This window comes from Paenibacillus eucommiae (assembly GCF_017874215.1).
Taxonomy (GTDB): domain Bacteria; phylum Bacillota; class Bacilli; order Paenibacillales; family NBRC-103111; genus Paenibacillus_AI; species Paenibacillus_AI eucommiae.
In genome coordinates this window covers 415,133-434,041 of sequence record NZ_JAGGLB010000002.1, presented here as the reverse complement: position 1 = coordinate 434,041, position 18,909 = coordinate 415,133, and the positions used below count along the sequence as shown (strand labels likewise).

Annotated in this window: 17 protein-coding genes and 1 riboswitch; of the genes, 8 read left to right on the top strand and 9 right to left on the bottom strand. The window is 45.4% G+C overall.

All coding sequences use genetic code 11. The features are described from left to right. Positions 1 to 33 precede the first annotated feature (33 nt). Together J2Z66_RS04315 and map are read right to left on the bottom strand one after the other, a co-directional pair. Positions 34 to 1,128, bottom strand: coding sequence for an AI-2E family transporter (locus J2Z66_RS04315; protein WP_209970119.1), 1,095 nt, complete (start codon positions 1,126 to 1,128; stop codon positions 34 to 36). 52 nt (positions 1,129 to 1,180) lie between these two features. Beyond that, positions 1,181 to 1,927: a type I methionyl aminopeptidase gene (gene map / locus J2Z66_RS04310; protein WP_209970118.1), complete on the bottom strand. Its 747-nt coding sequence runs from the start codon at positions 1,925 to 1,927 to the stop codon at positions 1,181 to 1,183. A gap of 258 nt (positions 1,928 to 2,185) precedes the next feature. Here map and J2Z66_RS04305 point away from each other — a divergent pair, with 258 nt between their 5' ends. Then, positions 2,186 to 2,488 (top strand): iron-sulfur cluster assembly accessory protein, encoded by a 303-nt coding sequence (locus J2Z66_RS04305; RefSeq protein ID WP_209970117.1) that lies wholly within the window; start codon positions 2,186 to 2,188, stop codon positions 2,486 to 2,488. A 99-nt stretch (positions 2,489 to 2,587) separates the two neighbouring features. On the opposite strand, the gene J2Z66_RS04300 is transcribed toward J2Z66_RS04305, so the two are convergent. Next, a complete protein-coding gene (locus tag J2Z66_RS04300) occupies positions 2,588 to 3,484 on the bottom strand; it encodes a TIGR01777 family oxidoreductase (protein WP_209970116.1) in 897 nt (298 codons plus the stop codon). 252 nt (positions 3,485 to 3,736) lie between these two features. Then, positions 3,737 to 3,829, top strand: a riboswitch (cyclic di-GMP riboswitch). A gap of 178 nt (positions 3,830 to 4,007) precedes the next feature. Between J2Z66_RS04300 and J2Z66_RS04295 the strand changes: the two genes are divergently transcribed. After that, complete coding sequence (locus tag J2Z66_RS04295) at positions 4,008 to 4,388, top strand: hypothetical protein (RefSeq protein WP_209970115.1); 381 nt, start codon at positions 4,008 to 4,010, stop codon at positions 4,386 to 4,388. 94 nt (positions 4,389 to 4,482) lie between these two features. Here the strand turns inward: J2Z66_RS04295 and J2Z66_RS04290 are convergent, their stop codons facing one another. Beyond that, positions 4,483 to 5,706, bottom strand: coding sequence for a THUMP domain-containing class I SAM-dependent RNA methyltransferase (locus J2Z66_RS04290; RefSeq protein WP_209970114.1), 1,224 nt, complete (start codon positions 5,704 to 5,706; stop codon positions 4,483 to 4,485). A 149-nt stretch (positions 5,707 to 5,855) separates the two neighbouring features. Here J2Z66_RS04290 and J2Z66_RS04285 point away from each other — a divergent pair, with 149 nt between their 5' ends. From J2Z66_RS04285 to J2Z66_RS04275, 3 genes are all read left to right on the top strand, one after another. Beyond that, positions 5,856 to 6,494: an O-methyltransferase gene (locus J2Z66_RS04285; RefSeq protein WP_209970113.1), complete on the top strand. Its 639-nt coding sequence runs from the start codon at positions 5,856 to 5,858 to the stop codon at positions 6,492 to 6,494. A 319-nt stretch (positions 6,495 to 6,813) separates the two neighbouring features. After that, positions 6,814 to 8,157: a CapA family protein gene (locus J2Z66_RS04280; protein WP_209970112.1), complete on the top strand. Its 1,344-nt coding sequence runs from the start codon at positions 6,814 to 6,816 to the stop codon at positions 8,155 to 8,157. A gap of 56 nt (positions 8,158 to 8,213) precedes the next feature. Further along, positions 8,214 to 8,852, top strand: coding sequence for a fumarylacetoacetate hydrolase family protein (locus tag J2Z66_RS04275; RefSeq protein WP_209970111.1), 639 nt, complete (start codon positions 8,214 to 8,216; stop codon positions 8,850 to 8,852). Between the two features lie 286 nt (positions 8,853 to 9,138). Here the strand turns inward: J2Z66_RS04275 and J2Z66_RS04270 are convergent, their stop codons facing one another. Beyond that, positions 9,139 to 10,335, bottom strand: a complete 1,197-nt coding sequence (locus tag J2Z66_RS04270; protein WP_209970110.1) for an HD domain-containing phosphohydrolase — start codon at positions 10,333 to 10,335, stop codon at positions 9,139 to 9,141. 163 nt (positions 10,336 to 10,498) lie between these two features. On the opposite strand from J2Z66_RS04270, the gene J2Z66_RS04265 reads away from it, so the two are divergent. Continuing rightward, positions 10,499 to 11,305, top strand: coding sequence for a DUF92 domain-containing protein (locus tag J2Z66_RS04265; protein WP_209970109.1), 807 nt, complete (start codon positions 10,499 to 10,501; stop codon positions 11,303 to 11,305). 265 nt (positions 11,306 to 11,570) lie between these two features. Here J2Z66_RS04265 and J2Z66_RS04260 read toward each other — a convergent pair whose 3' ends face one another. Beyond that, positions 11,571 to 13,976: a beta-propeller domain-containing protein gene (locus tag J2Z66_RS04260; RefSeq protein ID WP_209970108.1), complete on the bottom strand. Its 2,406-nt coding sequence runs from the start codon at positions 13,974 to 13,976 to the stop codon at positions 11,571 to 11,573. 85 nt (positions 13,977 to 14,061) lie between these two features. Continuing rightward, positions 14,062 to 15,852, bottom strand: a complete 1,791-nt coding sequence (pepF, locus tag J2Z66_RS04255) for an oligoendopeptidase F (RefSeq protein WP_209970107.1) — start codon at positions 15,850 to 15,852, stop codon at positions 14,062 to 14,064. 309 nt (positions 15,853 to 16,161) lie between these two features. Between pepF and J2Z66_RS04250 the strand changes: the two genes are divergently transcribed. Further along, positions 16,162 to 16,320, top strand: a complete 159-nt coding sequence (locus tag J2Z66_RS04250; protein WP_209970106.1) for a hypothetical protein — start codon at positions 16,162 to 16,164, stop codon at positions 16,318 to 16,320. A 59-nt stretch (positions 16,321 to 16,379) separates the two neighbouring features. On the opposite strand, the gene J2Z66_RS04245 is transcribed toward J2Z66_RS04250, so the two are convergent. Beyond that, the gene (locus J2Z66_RS04245; RefSeq protein ID WP_209970105.1) at positions 16,380 to 17,216 is read right to left on the bottom strand and encodes a TerC family protein; all 837 of its coding nucleotides are present in this window, start codon (positions 17,214 to 17,216) and stop codon (positions 16,380 to 16,382) included. A 289-nt stretch (positions 17,217 to 17,505) separates the two neighbouring features. After that, complete coding sequence (locus tag J2Z66_RS04240; RefSeq protein ID WP_209970325.1) at positions 17,506 to 17,697, bottom strand: hypothetical protein; 192 nt, start codon at positions 17,695 to 17,697, stop codon at positions 17,506 to 17,508. 418 nt (positions 17,698 to 18,115) lie between these two features. On the opposite strand from J2Z66_RS04240, the gene J2Z66_RS04235 reads away from it, so the two are divergent. Beyond that, the gene (locus J2Z66_RS04235) at positions 18,116 to 18,832 is read left to right on the top strand and encodes a class I SAM-dependent methyltransferase (protein WP_209970104.1); all 717 of its coding nucleotides are present in this window, start codon (positions 18,116 to 18,118) and stop codon (positions 18,830 to 18,832) included. The last annotated feature ends 77 nt before the right edge of the window (positions 18,833 to 18,909 follow it).

The following is an 18,909-nucleotide window of genomic DNA, read 5'->3' as shown; positions in this document are numbered from 1 at the left end:
CCAAACACACCCATGGACATCACAAGGCGTGTTTTACTGAGTTGGATATTCTTCTTCAGGCTTGTGGATCCATCGCTGCAGATAGCCCTGATCATAAAGTGCTTTTAGCAAAATAATCAGTACAGGCGACAGGATCAGGCCGGATATCCCGAATATGGACAATGAAATAATCATAAAGGACAGTGTAGTAAATGCGGATACACCCAAGGATTCACCTGTTATTTTCGGCTCCATGATCTGCCGGACCAAAATGACGACGAGCAGCACAGCGCTAAGCCAAATAGCAAGAGATGTATTGCCGACAATGAACAGGTACACAATCCAGGGAATAAATAATGTGGACACTCCAAGCAGCGGTAGAACATCGAAAAGGCCCGCAAGCAAGGCGATGGAGAATGCATTATTCACTTTGAGCAGCAGTAGTGTAATGAAAATAACGATGAAGGTAAGAAAGATCAGCTTAAATTGCGCTTTAATGTAAAAGATGATCCCTTTAAGCACATTTTCTTTGAGAAAGAAAAATACGCTTTTAAATGTTTTTGGTGTCTTATCAGTAGCGATCCTCTTCCAGGAATCAATCTCGATGCTGAGAAAATAGGCGAGGATGATACCGATCACAAAATTCATAATAAAGGTGGAGAAGGAAGTGACCATACCGATCAGGCCAGAGAAAAAACCTGCTACTAAACCGGACGCTTTTTCAGTGAAATTCGAGGCGTAGGTCGTTGCCTTATCCACAATGTCTGCAGGAAGCTTATCTTGAAGCTGCACCTGGAGATCGCCAATCCGCTGAACAATTTGTTCTTGAAAAACGAGCTTGTAATCATCGATTTTACCGGCAAAGGTCGTAATCTGATTAATAAAAATAACGCTCGCGGCAAAAATGACGCCTAAAATAATTGTAATAAACACAAAGGTGGATATAGCGGAAGCAATGGATTTGCGAATTCCCCGGCGGTTCAGAAACCGGGCAAGTGGTTCAATCATCCAAAAAATAAGAAAGGCCATAAATATAGGGGTAGCAATTTTGTAGAGATAGCTAAAAAGCAGCATGAACAAGTAAACAGTAAGAACGATTAAGGCGATGTCAAAGGCCGTTCTCCAATATTTTCGATAAAAAGAAATCACTTGATTCCCTCCGGTTTTCTGATAAGTTCCTGATTGTATTTGAGCATTCGAGTTACAGCTGAGTTAATATAAGCGGTCCTTGGGCCGTTATTGCTATTGTGTGCTCATATTGAGCGGAAAGGCTGCCATCCACAGTGCGCGCTGTCCATCCATCCAAATCGACTTTGGAAAAATACTTGCCTACGTTAATCATAGGTTCAATCGTAAAGACCATGCCTTCCTTAAGACGGACGCCTCTTCCAGCAGGGCCGTAATGTGGCACCTGTGGGTCCTCATGCATCAGCTGGCCAATACCATGCCCAATAAAATCACGGACGACGGAGAAGCCTTGTGCTTCGGCATAAGCTTGGATAGCATGAGATACGTCACCTATACGGTTTCCGATGACTGCTTGCTCAATGCCTTTAAAAAGGGATTCCTTGGTCACATCAAGCAGCTTTTGGGCTTCTGCAGAAATATTTCCCACTGCATAGGACCAGGCAGAATCGGCCAGCCAGCCGTCGAGGTTTACGACCATATCGATCGTAACGATATCTCCCTCAAGAAGGGGCGTTTTGCTCGGGAAGCCGTGACAAATCACGTCGTTGACAGAAGCGCAGGTAGCGTATTGGTAGCCGCGGTAGCCTTTTTGCTCCGGTGTTGCCCCATGCTTGGCGAGAAAGGCTTCAACGAATTGGTCAATCTCCCAGCTGTCGATGCCAGGGCGTATCATCTTGGCAATTTCCTGATGACAGGCGGCGAGAATCTTGCCTGCAGCACCCATTTTGTCAATTTGTTCCTTGGTTTTTATAGTTATCATCTTGTTTGTGTGGCTCCTTTTCCTCTTTGCATGTTTACGAGCTTTCGAAAATATCCTACTGTTCATACTAAATAAATACAGTTCAAATGACAAGTTCGTATTAAATTAGTTGTTCAATAGCTGCTCAATAGCTGGTCATTCATTGATGTAAGATTGGTGAATGAATGATGAATCATAGATCGACAATTGATCAATGGTTGATTTCGATCCCCAGATTCTTTACAATAAGAATAAAACATGTTTCAGGAGATGTGAACAATGAACGTCAAAATTTCCCGCAGTGCAGCAAAAGTACTTCTATCGGAGCTACAGAATGAAGAGAACCAAAACTTGATGGTTCGTATCCAGGTCACACATAAACATGGAGATCATGCTCATTACAGCCTTGGTCTTGATGATAAATCGGACAATGACGTTGTTGTTAGCACCGATAAGGGCATTGATGTCCTGTTGGACAAGGACGAGCCATTGCTTGACGGCATACGTATTGATTATTTTTATTTGCCGAAGGAAGGCTTTATGATTACGAATCCGAGCAAGGGCAATCACGGAGACCATTAATGCCCAGAAAGCCGCGAAATACATAAAGTGAAACGAAAAGAGCCCTCCAGCCGGAGGCTCTTTTACTGAGAAGCGTTACGCCTCCAGCCAGTTCCCGGCTTAGCGGTTAGCTGCGAGATCCTGCAAAGCTTGGTCTACGCCTGGAAACTTAAAGGTGAAGCCATGCTCAAGAAGTGCGCGGGGGATAACCTTCTGACCATCCAACAAGAGGGTGGATAATTCACCAAAAACAAGCTTCATCATAAAAGAAGGGACCGGAAACCAATGCGGCCGACGCAGCGACCTCGCTATCGCTCTTCCGAATTGGTCGTTCGTTACCGGGCTTGGCGCTGTTGCATTGACGGGGCCGTTAATCGTCTCGTGCTCTATGCAATAAGCGATCAATCTGACCATGTCTTCGATATGAACCCAGGAAATCCACTGCTTACCACTGCCTACTCTTCCGCCAATTCCTAGCTTGTATGGCAGGGCCATTTTTGGAAAAGCGCCCCCGTCATTGCCCAGAACAACACCGATACGGATTTTGACAATCCGGGTACCTTTGATTTGATCAGCAGCCTGTTCCCACTTTTCGACAATACCTGATAAAAAATCTACAACGCGATGGGGACTACGTTCGTCGAAAGCTTCTGTTTCCGAATCTCCGTAGATAGACATACCGGATGCATTTACGACAACCTTAGGTTTGACCTTGAGACGGTTAATGAAATCGCTAATCTGTCCCGCAGCTTGAAGGCGGGATTCAAGGATACGTTTCTTGGCCGCAGGGGTCCACCGCTGATTAATTGATTCACCTGCTAGATTAACAATGGCGTCAATGCCTTCCAAAGCAGCTGATTCTTCTCGCAGTTGATTCCAAGTCACCTTCGTAACATCAAGTCCTGAATCTGTGGAAGCTGACCGCGAAACCAGAATCACATGATGCCCATTGCTTTGCAAGAAGGGGATTAAGTGACCACCAACAAAGCCAGAGCCTCCTGTGATCATAATTTTCATAGGTTCACCTCCGTTTTCTTTGATCTTATTATATGCTGTTCCAGCAAAAATTACCAAGTTGAAATAGCGTTGTCTGTTTTATAAAGGTTGTTCGATAACATTTTCCGACTTTAATTGCAAATCCAGTTCCAATAGACTATACTAAAGTATACAAAATGGAGCAAATGGACCATGTTTCTGTTGCCTATTTTCCCGTATTCTTAAGTGTAGTATTTCTTTCGCAGACCGGGTAATGATGCGTTAATCATATTTCTCGATAAATGGCATACCTGGCGAAAGCCAGCGACGCAAAGCTATTAGGGGCTTACTCGACCGACAAGGTTGTGCTGCCAGCCAGCTACCGAAGGATAGGGTAATATAACTAGGACCCCTCCTGTAGAAGTGTGTGGGGCTATTTTAGCGGGAAAAATCAAGATTTACGAAGCCGACTGTGCTCAAAGCGCTGTTGTGCTGCGTAAACTCTTGGAGCGCTCATCTTTATTATTTTAATGAATATTTTATTGTAAGAAAGGGGGCTTGCAGCATGCAGACAGAATGGATGAATCATAGTGAGGAAGTATTGACTTCCCTTAGCGGTAAAAGCGTTGCCCGCTTGATTCCTTCATCAGAAGGACCCAAGCTGCTGATAAATCGTGAGGAGTATTCTTTGAAAGAGACCTGCTGGGATGTGGAGATGTTTCACGGCAGGAAAAGCAGTATGCTGATCTTTTATTGGAAGGGCGAGGTTAAGCTTTCCGTCAAGTGCGCTCCACTGTCCAATTTGCTGGATTTACATAGTCAGGACACTGCCGAGTCCGAGAAGAAAACAGCGGATCGCGGATTTAACTGGTCGCAGGTTGAAGCATTTCTGGTCCGTCTCTATCAATGCTTGAATTTCAAATCAAGATCTGTAAGTTTAGGCTAGTCTTGCAAAAGCTGGAGTTGCATTAACAAAGAAACCGCACTTAGGACTTCGAGTCCTGGTGCGGTTTCTTTGTTAATCTGTTTGGATGTAGGAATCAATCCCTGCCCTCAGAATTTTGTGCAGTTTGAGATAGAGGAGATTCAGAAGCTTGAGAAGCGTGAGTTTGTGCTGACTGGACGAAATTTCTTGGAGGCAATGGCCCCAGAAATTGCGCGAGATTGCACTCAATGCGGCCGTTGAACAGCTTGCGCTTCTTATCGGCACGTCGCCCTCCCATGCTGGACTCCAACTGTTTGTCCGGGCTTAGCACGAAGACGCTCCACGTAGGCAGCTTCTTCGTTAGCGAACCTAGCTGGCGCAGCGCCTGCAGGGCATCCTGCTGATCACCAAGCCTCTCCCCATAGGGGGGATTGGTGATCAGGCAGCCATAGTCGCCGCGCGGGCGGGCTTTGGCCACAGGCTCCACTCGGAAGTGGAGCTGTCCGGCAAGCCCGGCCGCCTTGGCGGCGGCCAAGGCGACATCGATGGCGCTGCTATCGATGTCAGAGCCGACGATGTCCAGCGGGAAATCGTCGCGTACGGAGTCGTAGGCCTCTTCGCGGGCCTGCTCCCACAGCTCGGGTGGGATGTTGTCCCACAGCTCGCTGGGGAAGTCGCGCCGGAGGCCCGGCGCAATATTCCAACCGATCATCGCCGCCTCGATCGGAATCGTTCCCGACCCGCAGAACGGGTCGTAGAGCGGCCGCTCAGGCCGCCAGCGGCTAAGCAGCACCAAAGCTGCAGCCATAGTCTCCTTGAGCGGAGCCTCGGTCACAAGCTTACGGTAGCCGCGCTTGTGGAGGCTGGGGCCAGTGGTGTCGATGGTCAGCGTCGCCACGTCGTTCAGCAGCGCGACTTCAATCACATAGCGGGCGCCCGTTTCGGCGAACCACTCGGTGCCGCTGCGCAGCTTCATTTTTTCCACAACCGCCTTCTTCACGATGCCCTGGCAGGCAGGTACACTGGAAAGCTGCGATTTATAAGAGCGTCCCTGAACAGGGAACTCCGCGTCATTGGGTATCCAATCAGGCCAGGCTAGAGCTTTGGTCCCCTCAAATAATTCATCAAAAGTGCGGGCTTCGAATTGGCCCATCTTGATAAGAATACGATCCGCTGTGCGCAGCCATAAATTTGCCCGGCAAATCGCCAGCTCATCTCCTTTGAAAATGACGCGGCCATTCTCAACGGTTACATCCGTATAGCCCAAATCACGAATTTCCCGGGCTGCAACGGCTTCAAGCCCCATGGGGGTAGTTGCAATAAGATCAAACTGAGACATGATGTACATACCTTCCTATCTATCCGTATCCGTTCGCGAACACAGTTGTACTTCCTCGTAAAAAACCATACAATCAAGTATAGGACAAAAGGGGCTGATTTACAATCTCCCCAAGCCTCACAGGTGGTCGTTTAAGGAGGAATAATAAGATGGAATCTAAAACTGCTGAAGATTATGTAGAAGCATTATTTGCTCAGGATACAGTACTGGAAAAGGTGAAAGAAGGAATCCGTACCCGCAATATGCCTGAAATCTCGATAGCGCCCGGATATGGAAGATTGTTGACGTTACTTGTAAAGATGAATGGAGCCAAGAGAGCACTGGAAATAGGAGCATTGGGAGGATATAGCGGCATATGTATTGCCAGAGGCTTGGATCCGGACGGCTTGCTCGTATCTCTGGAGCTTAAGCAGGAGTTTGCTGATGTCGCCAGGCAGCATTTGAGCGATGCAGGATTGGGAAGCTTGGTTGAATATCGTGTTGGGGAAGCGCTCGTCCATTTGCAAAAGCTGCAGGAGGAAGGCGCAAAATTTGATTTTTTCTTTATTGATGCCGACAAAGTTAATTATCCGAATTATTTAGAGTGGGCGCTGAAGCTTGCTAATCCGGGTGCAATTATTGTAGGCGACAATACGCTGATGCATGGACGTGTCCAGGATCCTGCCCAAACGAAAGCCTCCATTCAGGCTATGCGATTATTTAATCAGCAGATAGCCCAGGATGACCGTCTGGATAGCACGATTATACCTGCCTATGATGGTCTTGCTATCGCCCGTGTACGCGGGTAACGATGAAGCTGAAACCCTAGCACCGAATGAACTTGTAGTAAACTAGTGTATACGGAATTTTTGAGCAGAGCACTCAATTTACTAGATTGGGTGCTTTCTTTTTTTTAGTGCGTGTTTGACTCATAGAATCTATGGGGAAGTCCCCATTTTCCTTATCGTCACTCTCTCTTTCGCTCAGAAACCAGACGCCAAAAAGCGATTTCTTCAAATTAAAGAAGATTAGGTCTGGAGTAGAAGTTACTTTTGCCGCTCACTTCTGATATAATTTGACAGTAGGATGAAAAAATACTAATAAAAGCTATGTATAAAGGGGTTTGCTATGTTATCCAGATCAGATCGTAAACGTAAAAAAGCAAAAGTCGCTGTTCCAGCGAAACGGCTGGCTGCCTGGGCATCCATTGCGGCGCTGTGTTTGATTATTGTCCTTTTCTCCATCTATGAATCCAATCGTTCCAAACAAGCTGTGGACAATGAAAACCTGCCAGAAAATCCGCAGGCAACGGATCATGTCACGAACACACCAGGGTCTTCACAAGAGCCCGAACAGACTGCTCCGGCCAATACGCCGACTAATGAGCCATCTGAGTCAGCGAAGCCTTCTCCACAAGCGACTGCTATTGCAACTACACCGGCAGGTGCAACGACAGTGCCGCTTCCAACGGCTAAGCCCACTCAAACCGTGGCGCCGCAAACGCCTGTTTCAGGCGCGAAAGTAAAGCTTACTTTTGTCGGAGATGTTATGTTCGCTGATAGAGTAGAAGAGCAATTAATAAAAAATGGCTATGATTATCCTTATTCATTCGTAAAAGAGTACTTGCAGAAAGCCGATTTGACGATCGCCAACCTGGAAACACCCATAACCAAAAGGGAAGAGGCACAGAGCAAGGAAAAATATGTGTACCGCTCCTCACCGCTTGCCTTACCGGCCTTCAAGGATGCCGGATTTGATTTGGTTAATCTTGCTAACAATCATATTCTGGATTACGGCAAAGAAGGACTGTTCGATACCTTCAAAGAGCTCGACAAAATGGGAATTAAATATGTGGGTGCTGGCAAAAATGCCGACGATGCTTTTAAATCGGTCATCATAGAAAAGCAGGGGATCAAAATTGCTTTTTTAGGCTTTAGCCGCTTTGTTCCCGAAGGTTCTTGGAAAGCAGCTTTTGATAATCCGGGAGTAGCAGATGCTTACAATCACGAAAGGCCTGTCGAAGAAATAAAGAAAGCCCGGGAGAAAGCTGATCTGGTTGTCGTTATTCCCCATTGGGGAGTAGAGCGCACTGATTATCCGGTGGAGCATCAGACGGATCTTGCTCACCGTTTTATTGATGCAGGTGCAGATTTAATCGTGGCCAGTCATCCGCATGTTCTGCAGGGCTTGGAAAGCTACAAAGGAAAATGGATTGCTTACAGCCTGGGTAACTTTATTTTCACACTGAATGAAGTTCAGAAAACTTGGGAGAGTGCTATTCTGGAAGCAACATGCAGCAAGGAAAGAGAATGCAACCTGCAATTAGTACCGATAAAGAACACCCTGGCTAGACCTGAAATCATGACCCCAGAGCTGGGAACGGCGCTGTTTGAAAGATTGACGAAGCTGTCCATCAAGTCGAAAGTGGATAAAGACGGGAAAGTTATACCGCTTCAAAAGGTAAAGAAATAAGGCAAGGTTCGCATCTTTTCAGTAGAGTTATAAAATAGGGGGAGGACGAATCTGCTATGAAGCTTCCAACTGCTATTCGTAATATATATTGCATCGGACGCAATTACCGGGCTCATGCTGCCGAATTGGGAAACGAAGTCCCTGCTTCACCCCTGGTGTTTACTAAACCTACCCACTCATTAGTACATACGCAGGAGGAAACGGTAAAACTTCCTGGTAATCGTGGTGCCATTCATTATGAAGCGGAGCTTGTACTTCGAGTTGGCAGGACTTACTCTGCAGGTATTTCCGTTGACGAGCTGATTGATCAATTTGCGCTTGGCATTGATTTCACATTGCGGGATGTACAGAACGAGCTGAAGAAGAAGGGACTGCCCTGGCTTCCAGCCAAGGGCTTCCTTGGATCAGCAGTGATTACGGATTTTCTTCCATTTCCAGGAGCGGCAGCGCTCCTGCAGACAGATTTTCATCTGTTCCACAATGGAGAAGCCAAACAAAGAGGCAATACGAGTCAGATGATATTTGATTTACAAACACTGGTAGATTACATCGCAGTACAATATGGAATTGGCGAAGGAGATATTATTTATACGGGTACACCTGAGGGAGTGGGCGCCGTTCATGACGGAGATCGATTGGAGCTTTATTGGGGGGACCAGCTCTTGGGTGGAACTCTAATAAAAACGGAGGGGTAATTTCCCCTCCGTTTTTTACATATTGACTCTTTCCGTAAATATTGTTGCTAGATCCTTTCTGTAATAACAAAGGAAGGAAGCCCTTGCTGGCTGTCCGTTTGAGAATGGCTTGTTCTGCACTTAGTAGCTGAGAGAGGTAAGGGCTGTGGGAGGAAGAGCGCTAGCGTCCGCCTTTAAAGATTTGTTCTATCCTCACATACATTCCATTCAAGGGAACAAATCTTTAACAGCGGCTGGAGCCCACAGTCCTTACCTCCCTCCTGCAACCACGTAATGAACACGCTCCTCAAAGGACGCCCAAGAAGGTTTTTTTCTCAGCATATAAATCTCTGACCTTAATAATAAGCGGCAGCTGTTTAAAGAACACATCAACGACTCTGGGATCAAAATGCTCGCCGCGCTCTTCTTGAAATAAGGTAAGAATTTGTTCCAGACTCCATGCCTTCTTATAGACTCGTTCGCTTCCTAATGCGTCAAACACGTCCGCGATGGCTGTAATACGCCCATAGATGTGGATTTCCTCGCCTGCTATTCCGCAGGGATACCCTTTTCCGTTCCATTTTTCGTGATGCTGGTAAGCTACCACGGCAGCTGTTTTGAGGATGTGGCGATTGGAGTTTTTTAAGAGGTTATAGCCGATTTGCGTGTGGGCTTTCATGATTTCGAATTCTTCTTTCGTTAGCTTGCCCGGTTTTTTGAGCACCTCATCGGGTATGGCCACCTTGCCAATGTCATGCATGGGCGATGCCATTTTCAGTAAGTCAGCCTCATCTTGGCTCATCCCCAGACCTAATGCAAGAATATAAGAGTACTCAGCGACTCTTTTTACATGGTTTCCGGTTTCTTTGGAGCGGCTTTCACCAATTTCACCCATTGTGAGAATGATCTCTTTTTGCGTCTCTTCAATTTCATTCGTTAATAAAGCAGACTCCAGTGACTTGCCGGCATAGGAGGCAGTGAGGGTGAGATATTCCATGTCTTTTGCTGAGAATTGGCCACTTGTAGTCATTTTATTAACAGCCTGATAAGCTCCGATAATCTCCCCTTCATTATTGCGGAAGGGTATCACCATCAGTGCTTTTGTCCGGTATCCCGTTTGCTTATCTACATTGAGAGCACCACTCTCCAAGAACTCACGATACTCTTCATTCTTATAGGCGTCATCAATGAAAACCGCTTCGCCGGAAGTGACGGCATGACCAACGAGTCCGACGTGACTAGGTATCCGAATTTCTGTCATGCCATGAGCAACCTTGGACCAAAGCTCGTTTTTGTTCTTATCCAGCAGCCAAACTGTACAACGGTCAGACACGATCATATCTCTTCCCATATCGGCCATCAGCATTAGCACGTTGTCGAGATTTCGCTCATTAGCGATTTTGGCTGCAAAATCAAAAATAATCCGAAGCATTTGTTCGGGATCTAATTCCTGCTTTAATTCCTGCTTTAATTGCGGCTCCAAGCCTATTATGTCATCTTCCATGAGTTCCTCCTAAGCAGGAATAGCCTTATCCCAATTTCTTATGCTACTATTATTCCCTGTAGGTATGGAAACTTCCTGCACAAATGAAGAGGAATGTATTTTGTTTTTTTTACAATCAGGATGTAGATTCCATATATATTCATAAAAGGAGGGAGGCTTACAAATGACCGATTGGCTGATAGGTTTAGTGGGCAGCTTGACCATTTCTCTGCTTGCTTATCGCAAACGCTCTTTATCTGTCTCTGGAGCACTGGCGGCTGTTATATTAGGAACACTTATGTATGTATTCGGAAGCTTGGCATGGTTCGGAACGTTAATCGCTTTTTTTATTTCATCCTCATTGCTTTCCAGTGTGAAGCGAAAGCTGAAAGCTGCAGCAGAGAGTGGATATGCGAAGAGTGGAAGAAGGGATGCGGCACAGGTTGCGGCGAATGGAGGAATAGGGCTGCTGCTCTGTATAATAAATGCTGTTTGGCCGGATCCGGTATGGTGGGCTGCATATGTAGGTGTAATGGCGACCGTTACAAGCGATACTTGGGCGACAGAAATCGGTGGTTTGAGCCGGAGTCTTCCTCGATCGGTCATTACGGGAAAGCAGGTTGCAGCAGGAACTTCGGGAGGTATTACCTGGCTCGGAACGGGAGCTTCAGCGGTTGGAGGTTTGTTTATCGGAGTCATGGTGTGGCTTTTTGCCCATCTAGATGCAGTGCAACTGGTGCCCTTGCTGTTCATTGGAATGATGGCGGGATTAATCGGTGCTCTGTCTGATTCATGGCTTGGGGCAATCTTGCAAGTGATGTACCGCTGCAGTGTTTGTGGCAAAGAAGTAGAGAAGCACACGCACTGCGAAGCTTCATGCACCCGAATAAGAGGGGCTGCCTGGATGACCAATGATGCTGTCAATGCCATAAGCTCTCTTGCTGGAGGTGCTGCATCTATTTTGTTCTTCTATATGTTCAATATTCTCTAACTTTCTAAGTGAGTACGTGGGTGTATTGGTTTAGTGATCTCTTCGGGAATAAGACTTGCCGAGCACCCAGGTGAGCAGTCCAAGCATACTTACTACGATAAAAAAACCAATTGCCAATACAGCTGTCATTGAATTCATCACCTTTTTTATTTATATGTTGCAGTATCTATACATTGTAGATTACTCAACTGTACAAAACAACCCTGAGTATTCAGGGTTGTTTTGTATTATAAAAACCTGAGCTTTATTCAATAAGACGCTTTTGTTAAGGAAGCTTTAATTGGCCAACTTCTTGCAAGGAATCCAGCTTGTTAGCTTTAATTAAACCACGTGACAAAGTGTACAGCACATCTCCGATATAAAGCCCGCGCTGGATGTTCAGATCGCTTTCGTACCAGCCTGACCCAGCTTTTGCGATATCTTCTTGAGACAAGTGAGTTATTTTTCCTTTGAGCTGGAAGCCTTGAGCAAGACTCAGATTATAAACGTACATTCCCTGAAAAGTAAATTGCCCATATTCACTGGCTTCATTCTCTTTCGTGCTATTTGATGAAGAAGCTTTTTCCGTTACAGTGACTGGAAATGCCAGCAGCCCCTTTTCTTTATCAAAAAGAAGTGCTTTATGGTTGCCCAGAAGCTCTGAGTCAGTTCCTCTGGCGCCAATAGATTCTTTGTACAGCTCAATAGGATTCGCAACATCAGTAACATCGAAAAGCGCAATTTTCATGCCCTGATAATAAGCAGCAGTGGTATTTGTAGGGTCACCCTTAATGCTAACTTCCTGCGTATCCTTACCGAAGCCAATCAGATGATTCTCGTCGTAGGGATGTAAATAATCGCTGTAGCCAGGTATTTTCAGCTTTCCTAGAACGTTTGGCTGCTGCGGATTTTTGAGATCCAGTACAAAGAGCGGGTCTACATTTTTGAAAGTTACCATATAAGCGCGATCGCCCATAAACCGGGTTGAATAGATACGTTCTCCAGGAGCGAGACCTTCGAGCTTCCCGGACAGGTTCATCATTCCATCGAGAATATACACATTATTCTTGGAGGTATATTCATCGTCACGCCACATTTCCCCGGTAGTCGTGGCAATGCGGAAGTAGCCGTTATGCTCATCCATGGCAAATTGATTCAGGATCGTGCCTGGCACTTTGCCATTCGCAACGGAACGGACACTGCCTTTCTCAAGCATAAATTTATACACTAGCGTATTCATTTGGGACGATTCGCCACGATTCGCGATTTTTTTCTTAGCTGCTGCGTCTTCTTGCGGCTCGGGCTGATCATTCGTATATTCACTGACTGCTACATATAAATGATTCTCAGAAGCATAAATATTATTTCCTGATCCTACATAAGAAGCAACCTGCAGCGCTTGTTCAGGAGCACTTAAATCGATACCGCCAACGAGCACATAATTTGGAGTGACGGATGTAGGGAAATAGCGAATTCGATCATAGGATAAGGTAGTAAAGCTGTCTCCAGACAAGGAATCCCGATACTGAGGCGCCCCAAGGAGATTATCTTCACTCTTGCTCTGCTGAAGGACTTGCATATCGATTCCTTTGTTGGTAACCAGATAGAGTGAATCAGCAATTTTACGAGATGAAATATAGTAACCCTCTAATTCAAGCTCGCGAATGTTTTTAAGTTTGGTTTTATCTGTCAGGTCATAAATAATCGCCTTAACCATTTGTTTGCCATAATTAGGTATGGGCATCAGCATTTTCTTCTCTGCCCGGTTGGATATGTTAGGGGAAGCTTCAGGCTGAGCTATGGAATTACTGATATAGGAATTACCGATAACGATCAAATGCTTGGCGTCTACGTAAATCTCAGTTGGCACCATACTTTGCTCAGGGAATTCAAGGGTGCTGATGACCTTCATTTCATTTGCAGGCTGAGCTTGACTGACGATGATCTTTTGCCGGTTAACCTGATAAATGTAGCTTCCATCTGTTTTGACTACATCTCCTTCGTCTACACCTTCAACTTGTACATTTGTCGTGGAATAGGCGGAATCTTCCTTTTGCTTTGTGGCTGATCCGGTATCTGATCCGGTAAGAGGGGCAGCTGATTCGGCAACAGGGGATATGGCCATTTCGTTATTCATCGCTCTCGCTTCTGTTTTCATTACCATTGTATTCAAATTATATTGTGGATTTTGTTCCAAAAGAGCGGAGAGCTTTGCCGCGGAGCCGACAATGGGCAGATCGCTGTCTTCCTTTTGCAGCAGTAGCGATTTACTGGATTCGTTCCACAGCGTAAAAAAGCCGAACGCCTCAGAAAAAGCCCGCAGCGGCACCATAAAGACTTCATTATGTAAATACGGTGCTTCTGTTAGAGCAAGCTTGCCTAAGCTGCCTGCAGCCTCGGTTTTTCCCAGGGTCCAGACGACTGTGGTTGAGCCGCTTTTTGACGTAACCGTTCGCAGCTGGGCATTCCATTCGATTTGAATACCCAAATAATCGCCCCATTCCTTGGCAGGCACCATCAAATGATTGTTTTTATTTTGCGGTTCATGTACAAAAGTAAGCTGATTACCTTTGTATTCAATCGGAATGGGTCCCTTGGATCTTTTGACCGGTGATTCTCCGGCCCATGATGAGGTGGCAATCAGACTGACACTTACCACTACGAGAAAGCTCCATAGCAGCATTTTTTTCATAATAAAAAATCCCCCTCCAAAAATTAGCAGTTTCTTACTCCTACTAACGTGAAAGGGGGAATGTATGTTGCATGTATACAAAGAATTATTTTGTGATTTCTTCCATTTGATCAAGCAGCGAGCTGAATACGCTCATAGCTTGCTTGATGGGCTCTGGTGATGACATATCCACACCAGCCCGTTGCAGAATATTTAACGAATAGTCACTACCGCCGCTTTTCAGGAAACCTAGATAGCGGTCTACCGCAGGCTGCCCTTCATCCAGAATTTGCTTCGCAAAGCTGGTAGCTGCTGAGAAGCCGGTAGCATATTTGTAGACATAAAAGCTGTTATAGAAATGGGGAATACGTGCCCACTCCATCTCGATATCCTGATCGACCACCATATCTTTGCCATGGTAAAGCTTATTTAGATCATAGTAGATTTGACTAAATTCCTGTGGTGTAAGGGCTTCGCCTTGCTCGGCTTTTTCATGAGTAATCTTCTCGAATTCGGCGAACATGGTTTGCCTGAACACTGTCGTACGGAACTGGTCGGCATAATAGGTAAGCAGATACAGCTTTTCCTTGGGATCCGTTACACGTTTCAACAGATAATCCATCAGCAATGCTTCATTAAGAGTAGAAGCTACTTCAGCCAGGAAAATCGTATATTGTGCATAACGGTATTCCTGAGTTTCATCGGAGAGATACGAATGTATGGCATGGCCCATTTCATGAGCAAGGGTGAACATGCTGTTCAGATTGTCCTTGTGATTGAGCAGCACGTAAGGATGGGTGCCATAAGCTCCCCAGCTGTATGCGCCATTCCGTTTGTTTTTGTTCTCATATACATCAATCCAGTGGTTGTCAAAGCCATCTTGCAGAATCTTGAGATAATTGTCTCCGAGAGGTGCAAGACTTTTCTTGATTTCTTCTTTAGCCTGCTGGTAGGTAATGTCCATCTTGAATTCTTCCACAAGTGGCGCAAAAAGGTCATACATATGCAGCTCATCAACTTTAAGCAGTTTCTTGCGAAGTTTCAGGTAACGCTGCAATTCAGGCAGGGAATCATGGATCGTATCGACCAGGTTTGTATAAACCTCTTTGTCAATTTTATCGCCGAATAGTGACATTTCCAGAACAGACGGATATTTACGCGCTTTGGCATAAAACATATTTTTGTTGATGTTGGCACTTAATGTTGCCGCTATCGTATTTTTTTGACCCCGATAGGTGCCATATACAGCTTGAAAAGCATTTTTGCGGACCTCACGGTTACGGCTTTCCAGGAACTGGATGTAGCTTCCATGTGTAAGCTCCACTTCTTCGCCATTTTCATTTTTGATTTTTGGAAATTTAAGATCCGCATTGTTCAGCATGCCGAATATGGTGCTTGGCGCTCCAGACATATTGCCAGCTTGCGCAAGCAGAGCTTCCTGCTCTTTGCTAAGCGTGTGTGGCTTTTGACGAATCATATCATCCAGTGATTTCTTATAAAAGGAAAGATCAGGATGGTTGACCAGGTTCTTTAATTGTTCTTCAGAGAGACTTAATATTTCCGGGGAAATGAAGGAGAGTGCTTCTCCCATCTCAACACTGATCTTCCTGGCTTTATCTGATAAAGCCTGGTAAGTCGGCTCTGCTGTATCCTCATGATGCTTCATGTTCGCGTACACATAAAGTCTTTCCGTATGTATGGAAACTTCATCCTCCAGCTCAAAGCATTGCTTCACAGCGGCAGGATCGCTAAGCTTGCCTTCAAAAGCGCTAATCTTAGCAAGAGAATCCTTGACCTTCTGATAATCCTGGTCCCATGCTTTCTGATTCGGATAAAGATCCTCCAGATTCCAGCGATGCTCAACCGGTACTTCTTTGCGTTCCAATAATTGACCCATTGGTGCCCTCCTATCTTTTTGCCTCAAAGGGGCTTGCCCCTGAGGTTTCGCAGCTTCAAGAGCTTGCAATTTAGCTGTAGGGAAAGTACTGATGATGACCCCAGCAGCAACAATGAAGCATAACCAGCGCATTCCGGCCACTCTCCTAGGTAGAATCCATCCTGATGATGGTTTTTACCTAGTATGGCCCGATGAGCGATTCTTTACCATTATATGAGAAAGCTGCTGTGAAGTAAATTTGGACAGGTTCTTTAAATAGCTTTCAGAAAGCTGAGTAAAATTAAAACAAAGGACATGGAGACCATGACTATGGCGAGAAGTGCCAAGTATCTTTTCATTTGGGACGGAATCGCGTCTTTTTTTAATATTAATATGAAAGCCAGGCAGAAGGAAACGATAATAAAAGTAAGTATGGACCCTGAGTCCGTCATGGAAATCACCTCGTTCAGATTGAAATATGGTCTCTAGTTAGTGTTCGATGCTAAAGCTTGAAATCCCTTCTAGCCTGGCGAGATTGCCCGGATTCTTTATCCGGCATGCTGCACATTTTGATCGGGATCCGCATCTGGATCCACTTTAACAAGTGTTAGCTTGCCCCGTGAGTCCATTTTCACCGTGTACTGATCTTCAGGCTCCATATTTGCCTGTTCGCTCAGCTCTTTGGGCAGTGTCATTTGTCCGCGGTCATTGACCTCAACCAGGAAGCCTGCCGCTTTGGTCCATTTGCCTGCTGCCAGTACGCCTGCAATCAGGAAGGAGATAAACAACCACTTAGCCAGTAGACTTGCATCGAAGAAAGGAGAGAGGAACTGCTCATGTGTAATCATTTTACCTGCTGTAAGGGCAAGTACGCCTGATCCGATGTAAATGATCCACGGGTACTTCTCAATCCACTTGATGAACAAGGTGCTTCCCCAGACAACAATGGGCACGCTGACCAGCAAGCCAATCACGACCAGCACGAATTGTCCGTGAGCCGCACCAGCTACTGCAATTACGTTGTCCAGCCCCATCACTGCATCTGCTATGATGATGGTTCGGATGACAGCCCACACACTTCCTTGGACATTTAAAGTGGCGTGATTTTTTTTCTCCGTAAGCAGCTTATAGGCAATCCAGAGCAGCAGTAGTCCTCCCAGTAGCATAAGTCCAGGAATTTTAAGCAGGACGACTACAGCCAAGGTTCCGATTGCACGAATGATGATCGCACCTGCAGTGCCCCACAAAATGACCTTTTTTTGTAATTTTTTCTCCAGATTTCGGGCAGCCATCCCGATAACAATGGCATTGTCTCCTGCAAGTACAAGATCGATCAAAATGATACTGATTAACGCCATTAACATTTCCGCCGAGAACCATTCCATACGTATCCGCTCCTTTGTTTTTGGGGTTGAAGCCTGAAAAAGCCTGTCACCGGGCATAGGTAAAGGCTTTTTTCGAATCAAAAAAAGACCCTTACCAAAATGTTTGGCAAAGGTCTTGCTAACAACGTATTTCACGCTGCCAATAAAGCCGGGGACCATATGGACCCGAATTGACGACTTTACTGTTACTAGCTACTCCCCTTTGGAGTGACGACTATGAAGTTATTCTTAGTATAAGTAACGGACAAGCGTAATGTCAAGACCGCTGTTAATGGCTATTTGCCAGCTCTTAAACTTCGCTAAAAGCAAGCATGATAGCGTCCCATTCCTCTTCGCTTCCAGTAAAGCGCTCTTTGGAAAATCTCTCCTTAGCCCAATTCATCATGGCCGGACGGCCTATAAAAGTATGAGATTCTTCGCCCCACTGGTCGGTGATTTCGGTAAGAATAATTTTCGTGCCTTGTACCTCTACGTTCATCATGTTCCATTTGTCTTTCTTGTAAATTACATGCTTCTTAAATCCCTGATTGCTCAAAACTTTTCCCTCGCTTTGTTTTATTTTGGGGACAGACAGACAGTTGACGGGGTTGAAGATAGGGTTAATACTGCATCCGTTCGATTTGAACCTGTTCGATTTCCACGATCCCTTGCTTAAAGTGTACATGTTTCCAATGCCGACCGCAACAACTTAAGCCTCAGGATACGATATAACGTTGCATTATTTCTTGTTTTTATGCGTAGAAAAGAAGGAAATCATTGTCAAGAGGATGAAATGGTGATAAACTTCCTCCAAGCCTGAATGAATAGCAAGAAGTAATATTCAAAATTGAGATTTCCAGGCGTGCCAGGAAGAGCTGAGGTAAGTAGAGGAACGTAGAGCAGAGCAGAGGAGAGATGAGATGAGTATTGAAAAATTAAATTTCTACGAGCAATCAGGAGTTGCAATGACCTGCAGAACCTTTGAGGAATATGTGAGTATGTTTGCTTTAAAGCCGCATTTGTACCAGGGAGAGAGGGTTCTCGATGTTGCGGGCGGGGCTTCGTCCTTTACAGCGGAAGCATGCAGCAGAGGTATTCTGGCAGAGGCTGTAGATCCTATGTATATCAAATCTGTTGAACAGATTCAGGAACATGGAGTGCAGGAAATTAAAGTTTCAACGGCAAAGCTGAGAGATCTGCAGCATCTTTATAACTGGGAATATTACGGGGATATTGCGCAGCATCAAGCAGGTAGAGAGAAGAGCCTGAAATTGTTTCTGGATGATTATGCACGAGAAGATGCTGCGCTGCGTTATCACAGGGGGAGGCTGCCGGAGCTGCCTTTTGAAGAGGGAATGTTTGCTTTGGTGCTTTGCAGTCATTTCCTATTTTTATACGAGGAGCAGTTTGACTTTGCTTTTCATCTTGAAGCAGTGGGGGAGCTGCTGCGTATTTGTAAATCGGGAGGCGAGGTTCTCATTTATCCGCTTCTAAATTTCCGTACAGAGCAGTACTCCCGCTTGGATGAGCTTTTAGAAACACTGCAGCAGGACGGCAATCTTGTCGAACTGGTAACAACAGAGCTTCCATTTTTGCCAAACTCCAAGTATTTTATGAAAATTCGTAAACCTGAATAAGAAAAAATGGTTATAATGATGTTTTCTAAGTTGATTTATAGGGGCTTAAGTGATATAATTTCTATATTCGCCACAGA